General features: G+C 73.8%; 16 protein-coding genes. 11 read left to right on the top strand and 5 right to left on the bottom strand.

The window, feature by feature from the left end:
* Position 1: 1 nt before the first annotated feature.
* Positions 2–838, bottom strand: a complete 837-nt coding sequence (locus FZN60_RS21740) for a hypothetical protein (protein WP_158875616.1) — start codon at positions 836–838, stop codon at positions 2–4.
* 317 nt (positions 839–1,155) lie between these two features.
* Between FZN60_RS21740 and FZN60_RS21735 the strand changes: the two genes are divergently transcribed.
* The 3 genes from FZN60_RS21735 to FZN60_RS21725 are packed head-to-tail and all read left to right on the top strand — an operon-like array spanning position 1,156 to position 6,348.
* Complete coding sequence (locus FZN60_RS21735) at positions 1,156–2,034, top strand: hypothetical protein (RefSeq protein ID WP_158875615.1); 879 nt, start codon at positions 1,156–1,158, stop codon at positions 2,032–2,034.
* Positions 2,035–2,043: 9 nt separating this feature from the next.
* Positions 2,044–3,102: a calcium-binding protein gene (locus FZN60_RS21730; RefSeq protein WP_158875614.1), complete on the top strand. Its 1,059-nt coding sequence runs from the start codon at positions 2,044–2,046 to the stop codon at positions 3,100–3,102.
* Positions 3,103–3,153: 51 nt separating this feature from the next.
* Complete coding sequence (locus FZN60_RS21725; protein ID WP_158875613.1) at positions 3,154–6,348, top strand: tetratricopeptide repeat protein; 3,195 nt, start codon at positions 3,154–3,156, stop codon at positions 6,346–6,348.
* Here FZN60_RS21725 and FZN60_RS21720 read toward each other — a convergent pair.
* Complete coding sequence (locus FZN60_RS21720) at positions 6,330–7,817, bottom strand: Hint domain-containing protein (RefSeq protein WP_158875612.1); 1,488 nt, start codon at positions 7,815–7,817, stop codon at positions 6,330–6,332. The genes FZN60_RS21725 and FZN60_RS21720 overlap by 19 nt on opposite strands.
* 161 nt (positions 7,818–7,978) lie before the next feature.
* Here FZN60_RS21720 and FZN60_RS21715 point away from each other — a divergent pair, with 161 nt between their 5' ends.
* The 8 genes from FZN60_RS21715 to FZN60_RS21680 all read left to right on the top strand — a co-directional run bounded on the left by FZN60_RS21715 (position 7,979) and on the right by FZN60_RS21680 (position 17,767).
* A complete protein-coding gene (locus FZN60_RS21715) occupies positions 7,979–10,012 on the top strand; it encodes a glycosyltransferase (protein ID WP_158875611.1) in 2,034 nt (677 codons plus the stop codon).
* Complete coding sequence (locus FZN60_RS21710) at positions 9,954–12,413, top strand: glycosyltransferase (RefSeq protein WP_158875610.1); 2,460 nt, start codon at positions 9,954–9,956, stop codon at positions 12,411–12,413. The genes FZN60_RS21715 and FZN60_RS21710 overlap by 59 nt, the downstream gene beginning before the upstream one ends.
* Before the next feature lie 92 nt (positions 12,414–12,505).
* On the top strand, positions 12,506–12,931 hold the full coding sequence (locus FZN60_RS21705) for a hypothetical protein (protein ID WP_158875609.1): 426 nt from the start codon (positions 12,506–12,508) through the stop codon (positions 12,929–12,931).
* A 90-nt stretch (positions 12,932–13,021) separates the two neighbouring features.
* Positions 13,022–14,701, top strand: a complete 1,680-nt coding sequence (gene kaiC / locus FZN60_RS21700; RefSeq protein ID WP_158875608.1) for a circadian clock protein KaiC — start codon at positions 13,022–13,024, stop codon at positions 14,699–14,701.
* A gap of 43 nt (positions 14,702–14,744) precedes the next feature.
* Positions 14,745–15,035, top strand: coding sequence for a circadian clock KaiB family protein (locus tag FZN60_RS21695; protein ID WP_158875607.1), 291 nt, complete (start codon positions 14,745–14,747; stop codon positions 15,033–15,035).
* Positions 15,032–16,546, top strand: coding sequence for a sensor histidine kinase (locus FZN60_RS21690; RefSeq protein ID WP_246727055.1), 1,515 nt, complete (start codon positions 15,032–15,034; stop codon positions 16,544–16,546). Before FZN60_RS21695 ends, FZN60_RS21690 begins: the two co-directional genes overlap by 4 nt.
* 75 nt (positions 16,547–16,621) lie before the next feature.
* Positions 16,622–16,960 carry a DMT family protein gene (locus FZN60_RS21685; RefSeq protein WP_158875606.1) on the top strand — a complete coding sequence of 113 codons (339 nt, stop codon included), beginning with the start codon at positions 16,622–16,624 and terminating at the stop codon, positions 16,958–16,960.
* A 120-nt stretch (positions 16,961–17,080) separates the two neighbouring features.
* On the top strand, positions 17,081–17,767 hold the full coding sequence (locus FZN60_RS21680; protein WP_158875605.1) for a DUF2161 domain-containing phosphodiesterase: 687 nt from the start codon (positions 17,081–17,083) through the stop codon (positions 17,765–17,767).
* Positions 17,768–17,779: 12 nt separating this feature from the next.
* Here the strand turns inward: FZN60_RS21680 and FZN60_RS21675 are convergent, their stop codons facing one another.
* From FZN60_RS21675 to FZN60_RS21665, 3 genes are all read right to left on the bottom strand, one after another.
* Positions 17,780–17,950: a hypothetical protein gene (locus tag FZN60_RS21675; RefSeq protein ID WP_158875604.1), complete on the bottom strand. Its 171-nt coding sequence runs from the start codon at positions 17,948–17,950 to the stop codon at positions 17,780–17,782.
* Between the two features lie 285 nt (positions 17,951–18,235).
* Positions 18,236–19,099: a mechanosensitive ion channel family protein gene (locus FZN60_RS21670; protein ID WP_158875603.1), complete on the bottom strand. Its 864-nt coding sequence runs from the start codon at positions 19,097–19,099 to the stop codon at positions 18,236–18,238.
* A 194-nt stretch (positions 19,100–19,293) separates the two neighbouring features.
* On the bottom strand, positions 19,294–19,839 hold the full coding sequence (locus tag FZN60_RS21665; RefSeq protein ID WP_158875602.1) for a flavin reductase family protein: 546 nt from the start codon (positions 19,837–19,839) through the stop codon (positions 19,294–19,296).
* Between the last annotated feature and the right edge of the window lie 72 nt (positions 19,840–19,911).

Here is a 19,911-nt window from a genome sequence, read left to right as displayed (position 1 = left end):
CTCAGGCCGGCGTCGGCAGGGCCGACATCAGGTCGAGGGCCGCGCCTTCGGGCAGGAGGAGCTCGGCCGAAACGCGGGCGTCCATGACGACGAGGTTTTCCGGCGAAAGCGGATAATCGACGAAGTGCGACACGCGGCCGCTCCCCTCCGCCGTCCCGTCCTGGACGTGGCTGCCTTCGAGAACGCGCAGCACGGCGCGCTCGCGGGTGTGGACGGCGAGGATCGGCGCGCCGCCCTGGCGGCCCGCGATGCGGGCGATCTCGCGGGCGAAATCGGCCGGGCTGCGCACGCGCTCGACGGCCATCTCGACGTCGGCCTGGAGATAGGCTTCGAGGAGGCTCGCCGCGACCGCCGCCGGCTTGTCGACCACGGCGTCGTCGGCCGCGTTGCGCCGTACGAGCCCGCGCTCGTAGACGCCCGTCGACCAGAGGATGCGCAGGAAGTCGAAGTCGCCCTGCGAGATGCGCCCGTGCTTGAGCGCCCATTTCAGCGAGCCGAGCCGCTCGCGCACCGTGCCGCGGCCGAGATCGCGGACCGGCACCCCCGCGGCGGTGACGACGGCGCCCTTCTGGAGAAGGATCGCGTCCGAGCCCTCGAGCTTCAGGACGACCGAGGCGACGGCTTCGCCCGCCACCGAGATCGGAAAGGCGAAGCCGAAATGGCCGTCGCCCATGCCGGCATCGGCCAGGTCGGCGCGGAAGGTGTTGACGCGCCCCGCCCCGACGCAGTCGTCGCCGTGGAAGGCAAGCAGCGTGCGATCCCGGATCCTGCCATCCTCGGACACGATCCACCCCTGGATCATATCGTTGGTGACCAGCTCGATACTTCCCCGGATCATCTCGGCAACTTCCCTCGAAAGGCGTTTGATTAACGCTAACGGGCGAACCTTGCCTGTCAGTTTACGGTTGAGCCGAAAGGGTGGCGCAATCTTTCCCGAAGCTGACCAAGCATCGCCGATCCGGACAAGCCGGCGCCGATAGTCAGTTGATCTTACAATTCTTTAGCCAAAGATTCACCCATCCGACCGGAAGGGCTCGCCCCTGCCCCGATCCCGCCCCATCCGTAAACCCGCCATGAACCCTGAGGGCGCAAAGGTCGCCGGACAGGGGTTCGAGGCCGGCCGTGATCGAGGGTGAACGCAAAGCAGTCCTAAGCGTGGAACGCGGCCTCCACACGCTGACCTATCGCTGGACCTCCAACCCGGCGCTGCGCACGCCCTCGCCGCCGCTGGCGGACGTGACGGGCGCCTCGTCCGGCCTGTTTCTCGTCTGCGCGCCCGGCGAGCCCTTCGGCCGCTTGTCGGGACCGGGCGCCGGCATCGTCGTGATGGCGGAAGCGGACGGGCAGATCGAGCTGACGCTGCGCGCCACGATCCCCGGCGGCAGCCTCGCCGCCGAGATCGAGCTGAAGCGCGTCGAGGCGCCGCGGCCGGCCTTCGCCGCCGAGCTGCCGGCGCCGCGCCGTCCGCTGCCCGAGGGCGGCGCCGAATTCATCCTGTCCGCCCACGTCTCGCTGCGCGGCGACCTCCAGGCCGCCCGCGGCGACTGGATCTGCGGTCCCGGCGCGCCCGGGCGCATCGAAGGCATCGAGGTGCGCCCGCTCGCCGGCAGCCTGCCGGTCGAGTACCAGGTCGCGACCGGCGGGCGCAGCGGCGGCTGGACGGGCTGGTTCCCGGCGGGCAGCTATGCCGGCTCGCGCGGCAAGGCGCAGCCGCTGATCGGCATCCGCCTGCGCGTGCGGCCCGACGCGGCGGCGGGGCTCGCCCTCGACGCGGAAGCGGCCTTTCTCGGCGCGCCGACGCTGACGCGGGCCGGACGCGAGATCGAGCTGACCGGCCCCTGCCTTCTCGACCCGCTGGTTGGCTTCCGCCTCGACCTCGTGCCCGCGGCCAGCCTGCCGGCCGAATCCGCCCCGGCGCCGGAAGCGGCCCCCACCCCGCGGGCGCCCGGCCGGCTGCGCGTGTTCCGCCGCGCTCCACCACCCGCGGCGGAGGCTGCGTCCTGGGCGCATCCGGCCGCCCAGGCCGGCGGCTAAGGCCGGGCCATGGCCGAGATCTACACCAGCGCCGACACGCAGGCTCTTTCGGTCCTTTCGCCCGACGCCAACGACGCGATCGCCCGGCTCCTCGCCGATCTCGGCCTGCCCGCCGACACCGGGTCGCCGGTGGCGCCCAGCGACGACGCCTCGCTTCTCCTGTCCGGAAGCGATCCCGCCCCGATGCCCGGCCACGCCGCGCCGATCGACGCGGATCAGCCCGAGCCGGGCAGTCTCACCGGCCTCGTCACTCCGGAGCCCGCCGCGGCTCCGGCTGACGCGAGCGATCCCCTCGTTTCGGAGCCCTTGTCGGGCATCGAGATGCCGGACGGCCATCTCCTCGCCTCCGGCGGCGACACCCTTGCGTCGGGGCTGGGGATGGACACGCTCTGGGGCGCATCGGCCGGCCCGTCGCACACCCCCGCCCCCGCCCCCACGGCGGGCGAGGTCCACGTCGCGGCCGGCGCGGGCGATTCGGTCCTGTCCTCGGGCGGCTTCGACACGCTGCACGGCGGCTTCGCCTCGCTCCACTCAACGGGGGAGCACGCCACCGTCTACGCCTTCGGCGACACGATCGCCGCGACGGGCGGGCACGCGCTGATCGACGCGACGGCCTCGCCCGTGCCGATCCGGGTCGACGCCTATGGCGGCGACGCCACCATCCTGGGGGGCGCGGGCGACGACACGATCGGGCTCCACGACGTATCCAGCGGGCGCGCCTCCGTCTTCGGCGGCGAGGGCAACGACATCATCACGGGTTCGCCGGGCGGCTGGGGGACCTATGCCGGCGGGGCGGGCGACGACCACTTCCTGACCTTCGGCCTCAACGACAGCGTCATGGGCGGCGACGGTTCCGACCTCTTCTCGATCGCCGCCTTCGGCACCGGCCACGACACGATCTCGGGCGGCGGGGGCGAGGACGCGGTGCTCTTCGCCGACCGCGCCTTCGCCGACGCGCACGTTTCGCACGACGGCTCCAGCACCCTCGTCACCTTCGGCGACGGCTACAGCGCCAGCATCGACGGCGTCGAGCAGCTCCGCTTCCGGGACACGATCCTGAACGCTTAACCCTTTTCCGCGACACTGGGCGGCACTCCGCTCCCGCGCACCGCTCCCGCCATGTCGTCGCCCGCTTCATCACAGACCTTCGACGCGGCGCGGCGCGCGGGGCTCGCGGCGCGCGCGGCCGGCGACCGCGCCGCGGCGCTCGCCCGCTTCCGCGAGGCGCTCGCCCTCGATCCGGCGAACCGCTGGACGCGCAACGACGCGGCGCTGGAGCTCGTGGCGCTCGGCCGCGCGGGCGAAGCCGCCGCGGAAGCGGAAGCGCTCGCCCGGGACGCGCCCGACTTCGCGCCCGCCCGCCGCACCCTCGCCCTCGCCGCTCGCGCGGCCGGAGACCGCGAGGCGGCGCTCGGCCATTTCCGCGCGGCGGCCGCGCTCGACGCGCGCGACCTGTGGAACCGCCACGACGCGGGAACCGAGCTCGCCGCGCTCGGTCGGCCGGCGGAGGCGGCGGAAGCGTTTCGCGACCTCGCGGAGGCCACCCCGCTGCCCCATTCCTTGCGCGCGCTCGCCCAGATCGCCCGCATCGAGGGGCGGAGCGAGGACACCCTCGCCCTCCTGCGCGCGGCGGCGCTCCTGCGCCCGGCCGATCCCTGGTTCGCGCTCGACCTCGCAGCCGAGCTCGCGGCGCGAGGCCGCGTGGCCGAATCGGAGGCTGCCTTCGAGGCGCTCGTCACGATCCGTCCGGACTTCCTGCCCGCGCACCGCGCCCGCGCCGCCGCCTGCATGGCGCGCGGCGAGAGCGAGCGCGCGCTTTATCACCTCGAAGCGGCCCTCGCTCTCGCGCCGGACGACGCCGCCCTTCTCGCAGCCCAGGCGGACGCGCTCCTCGCGCTCGGCCGCCTGGAAGCGGCGGAAGGGCGCTTCGCCCGCCTTCTCGTCCAGCGTCCCGGGCACGGCGCGGCGCTTCTCGGCCTCGCGAAGGCCGCGCGCCTGTCGGGCCGGGCGGACCTCGCCGCGGCGCATCTGCGCCAGGCCGGCCGCGACGCGCGCGACGAGACCGCGCGGCTCGCCGTCGCCGCCGAATGGCTCGCGCTCGGCGAGCCCGCCGCCGCCCGGGCGCTCCACGCCGGCATCGGCGAGCGACCGGAGGCGACCGCCGCGCTCCATGCCGAGCTCGGCGCCCAGCGGCGGCGCAGCGAGGGACCGCGGGCCGCCGAAGACGCGCTGTCGCGCGCCCTCGCGATCGACCCCGCCAATCCCCGCGCGCTCCTGATCCTCGGCGACCTCCGGCGCGAAGCGGGCCGCCTGGAGGAGGCCGAGGAACTTTACGGCCGGGCCCTCGCCGCCCGGCCCGGCTTCTACTGGGCGCTGGTCGGGCAGGCTGCCATCCACCGCGAGCGGGGCGAGGGCGAGGCGTCGCGCCGTCTGCTCCTGCGCGCGATCGAGGCTGATCCGGCGGAGTGGCACGCCGAGATCGAACTCGCCCGCGACCTTGCCGAGGGCGGCGACGTCGAGGCCGCCCGCGCGCTCCTCGCCAGGGTCCCGCCGTCATCCCCCCGCGCGCGCAACGCCGCCATGCTCGCCGCCCGGCTCCATCGCGAGGCCGGCGATTTCGGCGCGGCGGCCGAGGCCTTCGAGGCCGTGGCCCGCCGCTGGCCGCCGCATGTCGAGGCACTGGTCGAGGCGGCCGAGGACCGCTTCCGGAGCGGCGAGGACGCAGACGCGGAGCGCCTTCTCGCCGAGGCGGCGGCGCTCGGCCGCGAGGCGCCCGCGCGTCTGGAGGCCGAGGCGCGCCGCGCGCTGATCCGCGACGAGCCGGAGGTCGCCCTCGCCCTCTTCGATCGCGCCCGCGCGGCCGATCCGTCGCGGCTCCGGCCGGCGCTCGCGGCAGGGCGGATCGAGGCGGTGCTCGGCCGCGAGGGGGCCGCGCTCGCCCGCTTCGCGGCCGCCGAGGCCGAGTTCGGCGCCCGTCCCGACATCGTCCTCGCCCGCGCCGAGGTCGAGCGCCTCCGGGGCCGGACGGGCGAAGCGCGCGCCCGCATCGCGGCGGCGCTCGGCGCCCATCCCCATCATCTCGGCCTGCGCCTCGCCGCCGCGCTGGCGGACATGGAGGCCGGGCAGTTCGAGCACGCGGCGGCCGCGCTCGACGCGGCGCGGCCACGCAGCGAGGCCGAGCGCGGGCGCATCCTCGTCGCGCGCTCCCTGCTTCACGCCGCCCGCTGGGACTTCTCCGCCGCGGCCGACGCCGCCGGACAAGCCTCCCGCCTCCTGCCGGGCGACGGCTGGGCGCGCCAGCGCCTCGTCCACGCCGCCATGCTCGACCTCGACCTGGACCGCGCGGGCGCGGAACTCGCTGCGCTGGCCCGGCTGGAGGCCTCCGCGAACCGGCTGCGCGGCAAGTCGGCCAACCCGTCGCAGAGCCATTACGGCCAGATCCTCGACGAGTTCCGGATGGACGGCGAGGTCGTGGCGGCGCTGACGGCGGCCCGCGCCCTCCCCGTCGACGCGCGGCTCGCGCGCCTCGCCGCGATCGTGCGCGAGCGACCCGACAACACGGCGACGGCGATCGGCTTCTTCGTCGAGCACCGACGCGCCGGCCGCCTCGCCCCCGCGCCCGCAGCGCCGCGCCCGCGCGCGATTCCGCTCGCGATCCATCAATATTGGGACGAGGGTTCGCCCCCGGCCGACCTCGCCGAATACCTCGAGAGCTGGCGGGCGCATCATCCCGGCACTCCATACCACCTGTGGAGCGAGGCGGAGGCGCGCGCCTTTCTCGATCGGCGATGCGGGGCGCCCGTGCTCGCCGCCTTCGAGCGGGTGGCCGAGCCGGCGATGAAGGCGGACCTGTTCCGCCTCGCGCTGCTGCGCGAGGAGGGCGGCATCTACGCCGATGCCGACGACCGGTGCCTACGGGACGTCGCGCCGCTCCTCGACGGCGGCCACGGCTTCCTCGCCTATCAGGAGGATCTCGGCTCGCTCGGCAACAACATCCTCGCCGCCGCGCCCGGCCACCCGGTGATCGCCCGCGCCCTCGCGCTCGGCGTCGAGGCCGTCAACCGGGGCGACACCGACATCCTCTGGCTGGCGACCGGGCCGGGGCTCCTCACCCGAGCGGCGGCACAGGTTCTCGCCGAGCGTCCCGAGATGATCACGGACTGCCGCATCCTCGACCGCCACGAGGTGCTCGCCTTCGCGGCCATCCACTGCCTCGGCGCCTACAAGGCGACGGAGCGCCACTGGAGCCGCACCGCCTTCGGCCGGACACGGCCGCAGCGCGACGACAGGGCCGCTCAGGCGGCGAGCGGCTGAATCCCGAGAGCCTCCATGCGCTCGGCGAGGAGGCGGCGGATCGCGGGCGGCACCTGCCGGGCGGACTTGGCGCGCGGCCGGTCCATTTCGGCAACCGGCGGCCCCGGATGCTCGGGCCGCTCGTCGAAGGCGAAGCGCTCGGGATTGTCGACGAAGCTTTCCGCCGGCATGCCTTCGGCGAGAAGCAGGGCGTGAACGTCGAGCTCGACGTGGAGAAAGGTAAGCGCGGGCGGCAGCTGCGTTTCGCGCAGGATCGTGAGCCCGTTCACCAACGCGCCCGCATGGACGAGGATGCCGCCGATTCCGAGCGCGTGGTCGGCGGAAACGCGAAGGTCGCGTGCCGGAAGGCCGGATCCGAGCGCGCCCGCGCGGATGCGGATCGGCGCGACGCGCAAGGGATCGGCGCCGCGCGTCGCGAGCGTCTGGACGCCGAGCCATCGCACGGCATGAACCGCGCCGTCGGCCGTGAGAACGAGGTCGCCCGGCCGAAGCGCCTCCACCGGACGCTCCCCTTGCGGCGTCGCGATCAGCGTGCCCGGCAGAAAGCAGACCGGTCCGGCCTGGAAGTCGAAGCCGGGCGCCGTTCCGCTGCCGGACGGCCCGCCCGTGCCGCCGATGCCGGAGGCACCGCCGACGCCGAGCGACGAAGACGCCGACGACGATCCGCCGAAACCGGACGCGCCGCCCGAACCGGATGCGGCGCCCTCGCTCCCGCCGATGCCGCCCGGGCTCGACGACGCAGCGCCGGGGCTCGCGCCGGACGTGTGGCCGCTCGTGGCCGCCTCCGCGGCGTCGGCGGCGCTGGTTCCCGCTCCGGTTCCGGATCCGGACGCCGCGCCCGATCCGCCGGCATCGCCCGCGGCCTCCGCCTGGTCGCTCGCCTCGGCGGAGCCTCCGCCTTCGCCCGACGCCGAGCCCGAGGAGGAGCCGCCCTCGCCCGACGGGGCTGCCGCGGCGGCGCCTCCGGCCTCGCCCGAACCGTTCGAGCCGCCACCCTCTCGCGGTCCTGCCGCGGCTCCGCCGCCCGGTGCGCCGCCTCCCGGAGCGCTCCCCGATGCTCCGGCAATGCCGCCGGCACCCGGTCCGCTCGCGCCGACGCCGCCCGCGCCACCCCCAGCACCGGCATTTCCGCCGCCGCCCGGCGCCGCGCCCGGCGCTCCTCCGGCACCGGCCTCCGCACCCGCGCTCGTCGCGCCGTCCGAGCCGCTGTCGCCGGAGGCGCCCTCGCCTGAGCCGCCGGACTCGCTCCGGCTACCGCCGCGCCCGTTCGAGGCGGTGGTCGCCGCCGCGGCGCTGCCCGTCGCGGACGCCGTCGAGGCAGTCGCGGCCATGCCACCGGTCATCATCACGGCGGCGGCGTGGTTGCCGCCGCCGGCGCTCGAGTTGGAACCGCCGCGGTCCTTGGAATCGGACGAGCCGTCCGTGCCGGAGCCGTCGTCGGATCGGGTGTCGTCGTCGGTCTGGCTCATGGGCTTCGAAGGGCGCGAGGATCGTCAGCCAAGACCATGCGCGCGCCTCCGCCCAGCGGCAAGCGAAGCCTCGCGCCATGGCAAGCGAAGGGTGAAGAGCATCAGGTCGGGGAAAGCGAGGCGGGCGAAGATGCCGCGCTCACGGAGACCGTTCTGACGACATGACCCCCAGCGAGGCGTGGCAGGATCTTCCGCTGGACGACCGCGGCCGCCACGCCGAGGCGCTCGTCCTGGCGGCGACGCGGCTCCTTCGCGCGGGCCAGGCCGCGCGCGCCTTCGAACTCGCCGATCATCGCTGCCGACTTGCCGAGCCGCCGGGTCCCGCCGACCGGGCGATCCGGGCCCTGGCCGGCCGGCTTTGCGGCTGGCCGCTCTGGCGGGCCGAGCTCGACCGGGCGCTCGACGCCGACCCGCTCGACCCCGTCGCCAGTTCCGCCCTGCTGCGCCTCGGCGAGGCCGCGGATCGGCACGCCGCCGCCCTCCGCCTCCTGGACAGCCCCGAAGCGCAGGCCGCCCAGGTCGAGGACGCGCTCGCCCACCTCTTCCGGTCCGGCGAACGAGGCGTTCTCCGGCTCGACCTCGTCGACGGGCGCCTCACCGGCTGGGCCGCCTGGGCGGATGGGGACGGGTCGACGCCCGTTCTGGAGATCCACGGCCCCGCCGGTCCGGACCGCCTGCGGCTCGCGACCGACGCGGCCGACCCGCTGCCCTTCCTGCCGCCGGGGTCGGCGGGCGCGCGCATCGATGCCCGGCTCGACGCCGAGAGCGCGCGCACAGCCCGGCTGCGGCTGGGGAACGCCGCCGTCGCGGACTGCCCGCTTCATCCCCGCAGCCGCCGCGGCGAGCGCGCGCCTGCCGCGCCGCTCCATGCGCCGTCCGAGATTCCGGCCCGCGCGCCGCTCGTCGTGGTGGTTCCGGTCTTCGCCGATTTCGAGGCGACGCAGGACTGCCTGCGCGCAGCCGTCGCCGAGACCGAGGGGCGGCCGAACCGCCGCCTCGTCGTCGTCGACGACGCCTCGCCCGATCCCAAGCTGAAGCTCCTCCTCGACGCGCTCGCCGGGCGCGGCATGATCGAGCTGAAGCGCAGCGCGCGCAATCTCGGCTTCGCCGGCGCGGTGCGGCGCGGGCTGGAGGATGCGGGAAGGGCGGACATCCTCCTTCTCAATGCCGACGCCCTTCTTCCCCCCGGCGCGATCGACCGGCTGGCGGGCGCGGCCTATGCCGAGGCGGACATCGGCACGGTGACGCCCCTTTCCAACAACGGGGAATATGCGAGCTTCCCGGCACCGGGCAGCGACGCGCCCTCTCCCGGGCTCGCCGCGCGGATCGACGAGACGGCGGCGCGGGTCAATGACGGCCGCCTCGTCGACATGCCCACCGGCACCGGCTTCTGCCTCTTCGTGCGCCACGACTGCCGCGCCGCCGTCGGCGGCCTGCCCGGCATCTACGGGCGCGGCTACTTCGAGGACATGGAGCTGTGCCTTCGGGCGCGCGAGCACGGCTTCCGCAACGTCTGCGCCCCGTCGGTCTTCGTCATCCATCACGGCTCGCGCTCCTTCGGGGCGGAGAAGGCGGTGCTCGTCGCGCGCAACCTGCGCGTCCTGCGCACCCGCTTTCCCGGCATCGAGACCGAATGCGCGACCTTCGTCGCGGCCGATCCGCTCGCCTCGGCCCGGCAGGCGATCGCGGACGCCCTGCGCGCCCCGACCCGTTTGCCGGAGCCCGAACCACCGGAGCCGGGGCCGGCGCCGGAGGCCCTCGCCTACCCGCCCGACGCGCCGCTCTCGCTCGGGCTCGTGTCGCCCGCCCCCTCGGGCGCGGCGGATGCTCTCGCCGCCGCCCTGTCCGCCGCCCTGCGCCGCCGCCGGCCCGACGCGCGCCTCGTTCTTCTCGGCCATTTCCTCGACGATCTCGCGCTGATCGGCCGGGGCAACGTCATCGTGGCCGGGCCGCTCGACGGCGGGTCGGACGACGCTTTCCGCCTCGCGCTTCTCGGCCTTCGCGCCCTCGTCCTGCCGCCGGGCGCACCGGACCCGCAGGGCTTCGCGCGCCTTTGCCGCCGCTTCGGCCTGCCCGGCGCGGCGGCCGGCGCGGATGCGACCGATCCCGACCTCTTCATCCCGGAACCGAACGCCCATGACACGGGACACGCCCTCGCGATCGTCGATTGGTTCGCTGGTCGCTGCCCGCCGTAAGCGGCTGGCGCTGGCCGCAGCCGTCTCCGCCCCGCCCCTGGACGCCGCCGAACCGCAGCCTCTTCCTCCCCCCTCCCGTCCCGACGGCCTGCAGCTCCAGGCCGTGCGCACCGGCGCGGGCGTGGAGGGCCACGCCTTCGACCCGGCCGATCCGGAGCGCCGGCTCGTGGTCGAGCTCCTGCTCGACGACTGGCCGACCGAGCTTCGGCGCGCCGACCGCTTCGAGGCCGGCCTTCTCGCCTCGGGGATCGGCGACGGCTGCCACGGCTTCCGCTTCGCGCTGGACCCCGCGAGCATCGGCACGCCCCGGCGCATCGGCGTGCGGCTCGCCAATCTGCCGGAAGGCGCCTGCGCGCCCGTCGAGGTCGCGGCCGACCCGCCGGCCGGTTCGGGATCAGGCGCGTCGCTCGGGCTCGTCGAATGGAGCGGCGGGCTCGTGCTGCGCGGCTGGGTGCCTCGGCCGGGAGACGGCGCCGCGGTCCCCCTGGTCGACGCCGTCATCGACGGCCAGCGCGTCGCCGGCGCCCGGCCGGACGGCTGGCGGCGCGCGCCGGACGGCCGCGTCGCCGCGGGCTTCGCGATCGCCCTCCCCCGCGAGTTCGCGGACGGCACCGCGCGCCGCGTCGAGGTGCGCCAGAACGGCCGGGCGCTGTCCGGCAGTCCCATGACGGTGATCGCCTTCGCGGACGGGCTGGAAGCCGAGCTCGCGGGCCGGGCCGGGCCGCTCGGGCGCGAAGCGACGCGCGGCCGGCTCGTCGATCTCGCCCGTCCCGACGCCGTTCCCTTCTCGGCCCTGGAAGCCTGGGAAGCGCGCTTCATGCCGCTTTCGGCCGGCGTGCCGGCGCCCGGCCGCTCCGTCGCCGTCATGGTGGTCGGCGACGGCAAGGCGGCCGACGAGACGCTCGCGGCGGCCAACCTCGCGGGGCACGCGGCCTGGATCGGCGGCGTCCTGTCCGACGAGGCCGGCCCGGCGCGCTTCGCGGCCGCCGACCTTCTCGCCTTCCTGGAGGGCGAGGCCGCCGATTGCGGCACGATCCTCTGCCTCGCCGCGGGCGCCGCGCTGCGGCCGGGCGCGGCGGGCCGGCTCTGCGCCGCGCTCGCGGCCGAGCCCTCGGCGGTTGTCGCCTATGGCGACCTCCTTCTCGGGATGGAGGATGGAGCGACGGTGCCGCTGGCGCTTCCCGCCTTCGATGCCGAGCGCTTCCTCGAACAGGCCTCCGCGCAGTTCGCCTTCGCCATCCGCCGGACGGCGGCGCTGAAGGCGGCGCGGCGCGGGGCGGCGAGCCTGTTCTCGCTGTTTCTCGCCCCCCTCGCCGAGGAGGCCCCGCGCGGCCGCTCCCATCTCCATGTCCCCGGCTTCGCCGCCCGACTGGCGATGGCGGAGCTCGACGCGTCCGCCATGACGGCGCCCCTCGGCGAAGCCGCGCGCAGCCTTCTGACCGCCCGCGGCCTCGCCGCGCGGACCGAGCCGCGGCCCGACCTCGCCCTGCCGGCCCTCCGCCTGCGGCGCGAGGCCGGGCCGACGAGCGCGACGATCGTCCTCGACGCGGCGCGGCTCGGCGGCGGCGAGGCGGGGCTCGACGCCGCGATCGCGGCGCTCGAACCCGTCCGCGCGCGCCGGCGCGCCCGCCTCGTCCTCGTGGCGGCCGGCGTATCGGCGGCGCAGAACCGCCGCTTCGCGCTCGACGGCATCGCTCTCGCCGAGCCGGCGCCGCGCGAGATGCTCGCCGCGCGGCTGAACCGGGGCTGCGCCGCGGCCGAGACCGACCTCGTCCTTCTCCTGGATGCGCGCCTGCGGGCCAAAACGCCGGACCTCCTCGACGAGATGATCGGTCGCATGGCCGACCCGGACGTCGGCGCGGTCGCGCCCGTGATCGTCGCGGCGGACGGGCTGGTGGTGGAGGCCGGCTTCGTTCTGCGCCCGTCCGGCCGCGTCGCGTCCGCCTTCTGCGACAGCCTCCTCGGCGAAGCGGGCTACGGCGACGGGCTCGCCGTCGCGCGCCAGGCTTCGGCCACGGGCGCGTCCTGCCTCCTGGCGCGGCGCAGCGATCTCCAGGCGGTCGGCGGCTTCGACGCGCAGCTCTTCCCGGCGGACGGGGCGGCGATCGACCTGTGCCTGAAGCTCCAGGCGCTCGGCCGCCGCCTGGTGGTGACGCCCGACGCTCGGCTGTCCTGGCCGGACGGACAGGAGCCGCGCCTCGATGCGACCGGCCTCCTCGCCGAGCGGGCGCGCCGGATGCTCCTGGCGCGCTGGCCGGACGCCTTCGCCTGCGATCCCTTCGCCAGCCCCCTTCTCGACCGCGGCGTCGTCCCCCATTCGGGCCTCGCCTGGCCGCCGGGACCGCTTCGCCCGCGCCTGCCCGCGCTCGCGCCGCCGCGCGACGCGCCCCTCGGCTGGTGAGGCGCAATGGTCGGCCAAGCTTCGTATCGTAAACGCAAAGGGTGCGGCCGGGCTCTTGGCGATCCCGGATCCCATTCCAGGAGAAGAGGACGGTGGAGGCGAGCAGCATCCCCGAGGACGTCGACGGCCTCATCGAGACGATCTGGCTCGACAGCCTGAAGACGCCGGCGACCCCCTATCAGATGCTGACGCGGGCCGTGATGGTCGACCGCAGCATCCGCCCCTTCGACGTCGACGACATCCAGGATGCCGTCGCCAACGCGCTGCGCCAGCGCATGCGCGGCGAGATCGCGCGCGAATGGCTCGCCCATTTCGACGACGTGCGCCTGCGCGATCGCGCGTCAGCCGACGAGATCTTCGCCGACGCCGAGGCGCTGGGCCACCAGTGCGACCGGCCCGCGCACCGCTGCGGCGCCGTGGCCGAGCGCTTCGCCTGCTCCGCCTGCCTCGTCGAGGACGCCTTCGCCTTCGCCGACGCCTGCCTCGGCGCGGTGGGAGCGCGACGGGCGGCCGGCTGAGAGATCGCGCTTCCGGCGCATTGGCAAGGGCCGCGCCGTCCTCTAAGAGCCCGTTCCGACACGGCACCGGACGACGGGGGATCAGCGGCTATGGCGTCCGGCGAAGGCATCCAGAAATCTGCGACCGGCATCGAGGGCTTCGACGAGCTGACGCTCGGTGGCCTGCCGACGGGTCGGCCCACCCTCGTCTGCGGCTCGGCCGGCTGCGGCAAGACGCTCTTCGCCTCCACCTTCCTGATCCACGGCGCGCGCGAGGAGAACGAGCCCGGCGTCTTCGTCACCTTCGAGGAGCGCCCCTCCGAGATCGTCGCCAACGTCGCCTCGCTCGGCTTCGGCCTCGACGGCCTCATCGAGGAGGGGCGGATCCTCATCGAGCACATCGCCATCGACGCCTCGCAGGTGGCCGAGATCGGCGACTTCGATCTCGAGGGCCTGTTTCTGCGCCTGGAGCTCGCCATCGACCAGGTCGGCGCCAAGCGCATCGTCCTCGACACGGTGGAAAGCCTGTTCTCGGCCTTCACCAACCAGGCGATCCTCCGGGCCGAGATCCGGCGCCTGTTCGACTGGCTCAAGGACAAGGGCGTCACCGCGGTCATCACCGGCGAGCGCGGCGACGGCACGCTGACGCGCCAGGGGCTGGAGGAATACGTTTCCGACTGCGTGATCCTTCTCGACCACCGCGTCACCAACCAGGTCTCGACCCGGCGCCTGCGCATCGTGAAGTATCGCGGCACGGCGCACGGGACGAACGAGTATCCGTTCCTGATCGACGAGGACGGCTTCTCGGTCCTGCCGGTCAGCGGGCTCGGCCTCGACCATCACGTCTACGACGAGCGCATCTCGACGGGCGTGCCCGACCTCGACGCCATGCTGGAAGGGGGCGGCTTCTTCCGCGCCAGCAGCATCCTCCTGTCGGGCGTGGCGGGCTCGGGCAAGAGCTCGATCGCCGCCGCCTTCGCCGATGCCGCCTGTGCCCGCGGCGAAACGGCGCTCTACTTCTCCTTCGAGGAGTCCGCCCAGCAGACCGTGCGCAACATGCGCTCGATCGGCATCGATCTCGGTCGCTGGATCGAGGCGGGGCTCCTCCACCACGTCGCCACGCGCCCGACCTTCTACAGCCTGGAGATGCACCTCGCGATCATGCTGCGCGAGATCGCCCGGCGCCGGCCGCGGCTCGTCGTGCTCGACCCGATCTCGGCCTTCATCGACTCGGGCGATCCCCTCGAGGTGCAGGCCATGCTCCTGCGCATCGTCGACTACCTGAAGGTCGAGGGCATCACCGGCGTCTTCACGCATCTCGCCTCCTCCACCGACCTCGCCAAGACGGAGGCGGGCCTGTCCTCGCTGATGGATGCCTGGATCCTGCTCCTCAACCGGGAAGCCAGTGGCGAGTTCAACCGCGAACTCTATCTCCTGAAGGCGCGCGGCATCGCGCATTCCAACCAGGTGCGCGAATTCCTGATGAGCGAGGCGGGCCTGCGGCTCCTGCCGCCCTATGTCGGCGAAGGCGTGGCGCTGACCGGCGCGGCGCGGCGCGCCGAAGAGAACCGCGAGCGCCGCAACGAAGCGGTGCGACGCGACGAGGCGGCGCGCCGACAGCGGGATGTCGACCACCGCCGCCGGCGCGCGCTGAGCCAGATCGAGGCCCTGCAGGCCGAGATCGAGGCCGACGAGGCGGAGCTGGACGCGCTGGTGCGCAGCGAAGAGGATTACGTCCGTCAGGCGGTCTCGGACGCCTCCGGCATGGTGGAGGCACGCAAGGGCCGATGATGGAGATGGTGGCGTTGATCCCCGAGCGGCGGAGCACCAGGACGTGAGCCAGGACCCCCAGCGTCCGATCCGTTTGACCCTCTACGTGGCGGGCCAGACGCCGAAGTCGCTCGCCGCCATCCGCAACCTCGAGCGCATCTGCGAGGAGCACTTCCCCGGCCGCTACGCGGTGGAGGTCGTCGACCTGCGCACCGCGCCGCACCTGGCGCGAGAGCACAACATCGTCGCCATCCCCACCCTCGTGCGCGAGCTGCCCACCCCCATGCGCAAGCTGATCGGCGACCTGTCGGACACCGAGAAGGTGCTCGTGAGCCTGTCGGTGAACGAAGCGTGAGCGGCGTCGCGCCCCTGCCCGGGACGGGCCTCGACATCGACATGAACGTCGAGACGGCGAGCCTTCGCCGGCGGCTGGAAGAAGCCGAGGAAACGCTGCGCGCCATCCGCGAGGGCGAGGTCGACGCCCTTGTGATCGGCGGCTCGCGGCCCGACCGGCCGGACGAGGTCTTCACGCTCGAAGCCGGCCCGGAGCCCTATCGCGTCTTCATGGAGGCGATGGACATCGGCGCGGCGGCGCTCGACGACGGCGACCGGCTGCTCTTCGCCAACACCGCGCTCTGCGCGCTGCTCGGCCGGAGCGTCGAGGACCTCCAGGAGAGCGGGCTCACGGCGGCGCTCGGCGAGGAGGCCGAGCCCCAGCTGCGCGAGCTTCTTCGGCGCGGGCGCGAAGGGCGCGCCTCCGCCGAGTTCCGCGCCGGCGTCGGGGACGAGGAGCGGCTGCTGCTCCTGTCCGCCGCGCCGCTGCGGCTCGGGCCGACCTTCGGCCTCGCCCTCACCGCCGCCGACTTCACCGAGCGCCAGCGCGCCGCGTCCGTCGAGGAATCCGAACGCCTCGCACGCGCGGTGATCGCCTCGGCAAGCGAGGCGGTCGTCGTCTGCGACCGGGACGGACGGATCACCCATGTCAGCCGCTCCGGCCTGGCGCTCTGCGCCGACGTGCCCGTCGGCCGGATGTTCGACGAGGCCTATCCGCTGATCGTGCCCGAGATGACCGGCCTGCCGGCCGGCGAGGACCTCATCGCCATGGCGGTGGGCGGGGGCATGATCCAGGGCATCGAGGCCTCGCTCGGCGAGGCGCCGGCGCAGCGGAGCTTTCTCGTCAGCGCGGCGCCCCTGATCGTCTCGGGCGACGACATCCGCGGCTGCGTCGTGACGCTCGTCGACCTCACGCAGCGCAAGGAGGCCGAGCGCCACCAGCTTCTTCTGATGAAGGAGCTCGACCACCGGGTGAAGAACACGCTGGCGCTGGTGGTGTCGATCTGCACCCGCACGGCCTCGTCCGAGGACACGGTGGAGGGCTTCCGCCGCGCCTTTCTCGGGCGCATCCACGCGCTCGCCGCGACCCACACGCTGCTCGCCGAGAAGTCCTGGGCGAACCTCCTCATCGGCGACGTCGTCGCCGCCGAGCTCGCACCCTACGTCCCGGCCGGCGACAGCCGCCTCGCCATGACCGGCCTCGACATCTGGGTATCGCCCCGCGCGGCGACCGCCCTCGGCCTCGTGCTGCACGAATTGGCGACCAACGCCGCGAAATACGGCGCGCTGTCGACGCTCGGCGGCAGCATCGCGGTCAGCGGCCATCTCGATCGCGAGGCGGAGGAGCTGACGCTGGAATGGCGGGAAAGCGGCGGTCCCGGCATCCACACGGAGCCGGTGCGCAGGGGCTTCGGGCGCAGCGTCATCGCGCGCAGCCTGTCCTACGCGCCCGACGGGGGCGCCGAGCTGCGCTTCGCGCCGGACGGCCTCGAATGCACCATCCGCGTCCCCTGGCAGGACCTCCAGCTCTGACCTGAAGGCGGCGCTCGCCTCGGCGCGCCGCCCATGTCTTTTTTCCCCTTTCGTCCTTGGTTTCGAGAACCCGCCATGTCGCCCTACGTCGCGCCCGTGGTCATGCTGATCGCGTCCAACGTCTTCATGACCTTCGCCTGGTACGGGCATCTGCGCTATCCGACCGCGCCGCTCTGGATCGTGGTGCTCGTGTCCTGGGGCATCGCCCTCCTGGAATACTGCCTCGCCGTGCCGGCGAACCGCATCGGTCACGAGGTCTATTCCGCGGCTCAGTTGAAGACGATGCAGGAGGTGATCACCCTCGTCGTCTTCGCCGGCTTCTCGGTCCTGTTCCTCAAGGAGTCGCTCGGCTGGAACCACCTCGCCGGCTTCGCCCTCATCGCCTGCGGGGCCGCGCTGATCTTCAAATGGTGAAACGGCCGGATCGATGAAGGCATCGCCGATCCCCGTCCGCGCCGCGCATCGCGGATGGGACAGGACGCCGGACGAGCGGGCGCGACGCTCCGCCGCGACGTTTCGGTCAGGTGACGGCCGATGAAGGCACCCCCGCTTGCCGTGGCGCCCGAGACCAGCCTCTACGCGCCGGTCAAGCGCTTCCTGGAGAGGCTGGGCTTCGAGGTGAAAGGCGAGGTCGGGGGCTGCGACCTTCTCGCGCTCTCGGCCGGTGAGCCGCCCGTGGTCGTGATCTGCGAGCTGAAGCGCGCCTTCAACCTCGAGCTGGTGCTTCAGGGCGTCGACCGTGCGACGGCCTGCGACGAGGTCTGGCTCGCCGCCCGGCTGAGCCCGCGCGGCAAGGGGCGCGAAAGCGACGCGCGCTTTCGCGGGCTCTGCCGCCGCCTCGGCTTCGGCCTTCTCGGCGTCGACGCTGCGGACCGGGTCCATGTTCTTCTCGGCCCCGACGCGCCGATGCCCCGGCGCGATCCGCGCCGACGCTCGCGGCTGGTCGCCGAGCATCGCCGCCGCCGGGGCGATCCCGCGGTCGGCGGAGGTTCGCGCGTGCCGGTGATGACGGCCTACCGCCAGGAGGCGATCGCCTGCGCCCGCATGCTGCAGGCCGCAGGGCAGCTCGCCCCGCGCGACCTCGCCGCCGCGAGCCCGCGTGCCGCCGCGATCCTCCAGCGTAACGTGTACGGCTGGTTCGTCCGGATCGAACGCGGGCGCTACGAGATCACCGCAGCCGGAGTCGCGGCCCTCGCACGCTACGACGACGCTGGAGGCTGATGCCTGCGGCCGTCAGCGCCGCAGCGGCAACCGGGCCTGATCCGCCGCCCGTCCCCAGGTCGGCGTCTCGCTCGCGGCCCTTTCGTAGAGATCGTCGAGGCTGTCCGCCATGGCTTGTTCCACCGCTTCGGTGGCCGTGATCAATCCGGCTTCGAGAGCCCGCACGATTTCGGACGTCCGCATCAGTCCGTTCCCCTTCCTCTCGATGATCGGTTGCAAACGAGGGGCCGGTGGCAAAAGTTCCGGTTTGGTTAATATTTGTTTGTCAGCGATTTCGTGCCTCCCCTGAATGGGGGATGCGCCGTCGTCGCTCTCGTGGCCTCCTGACGCTGCGAAGCGAGCGGAAGAGCCTGTGGCGGTTCCGCCGTCTTCCGGGTCCACGCCTCGAACCGGCGGAGCGGCTGCTCCCAACGGCCGCCCCGCCGGTTCGAACGTTTCGCGTCCCCACGCATCGAGGCGACGAACGGCTCAGGCCGCCCGAGCCGGGCGGTCGTTGACGGCCACGAAGCGCGCCTCGCCGGCCGGGCGCATCTGACGCGCCTGGGCCTGCGCCCAGAGCCATTCCAGCACTTCCATCTTGATCTCCCGCTCGAAGGCGACGGCCTCCGGCGGCGGCACGAGGCAACTCACGTCGAGGCGCACCCGTCCAAGCTCCGTCGTTTCGAGGGTGACGAGGGGCGGCGCGCCGTTCATCGCCTCGCGCGCGGCCGAGAAGGGCTCGCAGAAGCGCTGAAGCGCGGCTTCGAGGAAGGCGACCGTTTTCTGGGTCGAGACGTGCGGGTCGATCACGAGGTGGAAGCTGAGCGGCGAAAGCGCCGCGCCCGCTTCCTCGGCAACGCGCAGGTCGGCGGCGAAGAGGCGGCTGTTGGGCACGACGATGCGCCGGCCCGTCAGGCGTCCGCCCGACGAGCCCTTCTCCATCTCCGCGATCGTGGTCGCGAGAAGGCCGTGCGCGACGATCCGGCCGTAGACGCCGTCGATCTCGACGACGTCGCCGACGCGGAAGCTGCCGCCCGCCGCCCGCATCAGCGCGCCCGTGACGCATTGGATCAGTTCCTTCGTGGCGATCACGAAGGCTGCAGCGACGGCGGTGAACGACCAGAGCAGCGACTGGAGCTCGTCGAACCAGATCAAAACGAAGCCGAGAAGAAAAACGAGCCCGCAGCCGAGGCGAAGGCGCATCAGCGGGAGCGGCGCGCCGCCTGCCGCAGGCCCCGCCCGCGCCGCGATGCGGACGGCCAGGAGCCGGCGCGCCAGCGCGACGACGCCGAGCAGCGCGGCGCTGGCGCCGAGGTCGAGCGCCAGATGGGGGTCGATCGGAAAGGAACTCACTGCGGAACACTCCGGCCCTGGCGTGCTTCTCGCCCGCCCGAGCTTGGACGGTGCGGATTCGCCTTGTTGGTCGGAGGGTTAGGCGGCCGGTGTTTCCGGCCTATGGCGCGCGCGTTGCGTGACGCGCGCCGATCGGTTTCATCGGACGGCCGCTCGGGAGGCGGGACCGAAGCACGCCCGCGGCCTTGCTCCGCTCAGCCGTGGGTGCCGTAGCGCCCGTCGGCATAAACGAGGGCGGCTCCCGGCTCGCCGAGCACCACGGCCCGGACCGCGCCGAGGATCAGCGCGTGACTGCCGTGTTCCACGATCGTCGCGACCTCGCAGTCGATGGCGGCGAGCGCGCCGTGGAGCGCCGCAGACCCGGTGACGAGCTCGTACCAGGACGCCCCCTCGTAGCGCGCGGCGCCCTTGAGGCCGCCGCGACCGGCGAAGCGGTCGGCGACCGCCTGCTGTTCGGCCGCCAGGATGTTGACGCAGAAGGCGCGGCTGCGAGCGATCACGGGCCAGGTGGAGGAGGTCTTGTTGATCGAGACCACCATGGTCTCGGGATCGAGCGACAGCGACTGGGCCGAGGTGACCGTCGCGCCCGTGCGCTCGTCGCCGCGGCCGGCGGTCACCACCGACACGCCGCCCACGAGGCGGCGCATGGCCAGGCGCAGGCCGGCACCCGGCTCCGCGTTTCTCACGGCTCCGATCAACGCGGGAGCGTCGGTCTCGGCCCGTCCGGCAATCGCGGTCATCCAGCCCATCCTCGTCAGCATCGTTACAGCCGACATAGGATTCCATCATTCTATCGGAACAGTAGAGAAACA

The organism is Antarcticirhabdus aurantiaca, from assembly GCF_009765365.1.
GTDB lineage: Bacteria > Pseudomonadota > Alphaproteobacteria > Rhizobiales > Rhizobiaceae > Antarcticirhabdus > Antarcticirhabdus aurantiaca.
The sequence above is the reverse complement of the archived record's forward strand: the minus strand, read 5'-3'. Positions and strand labels throughout refer to the sequence as shown.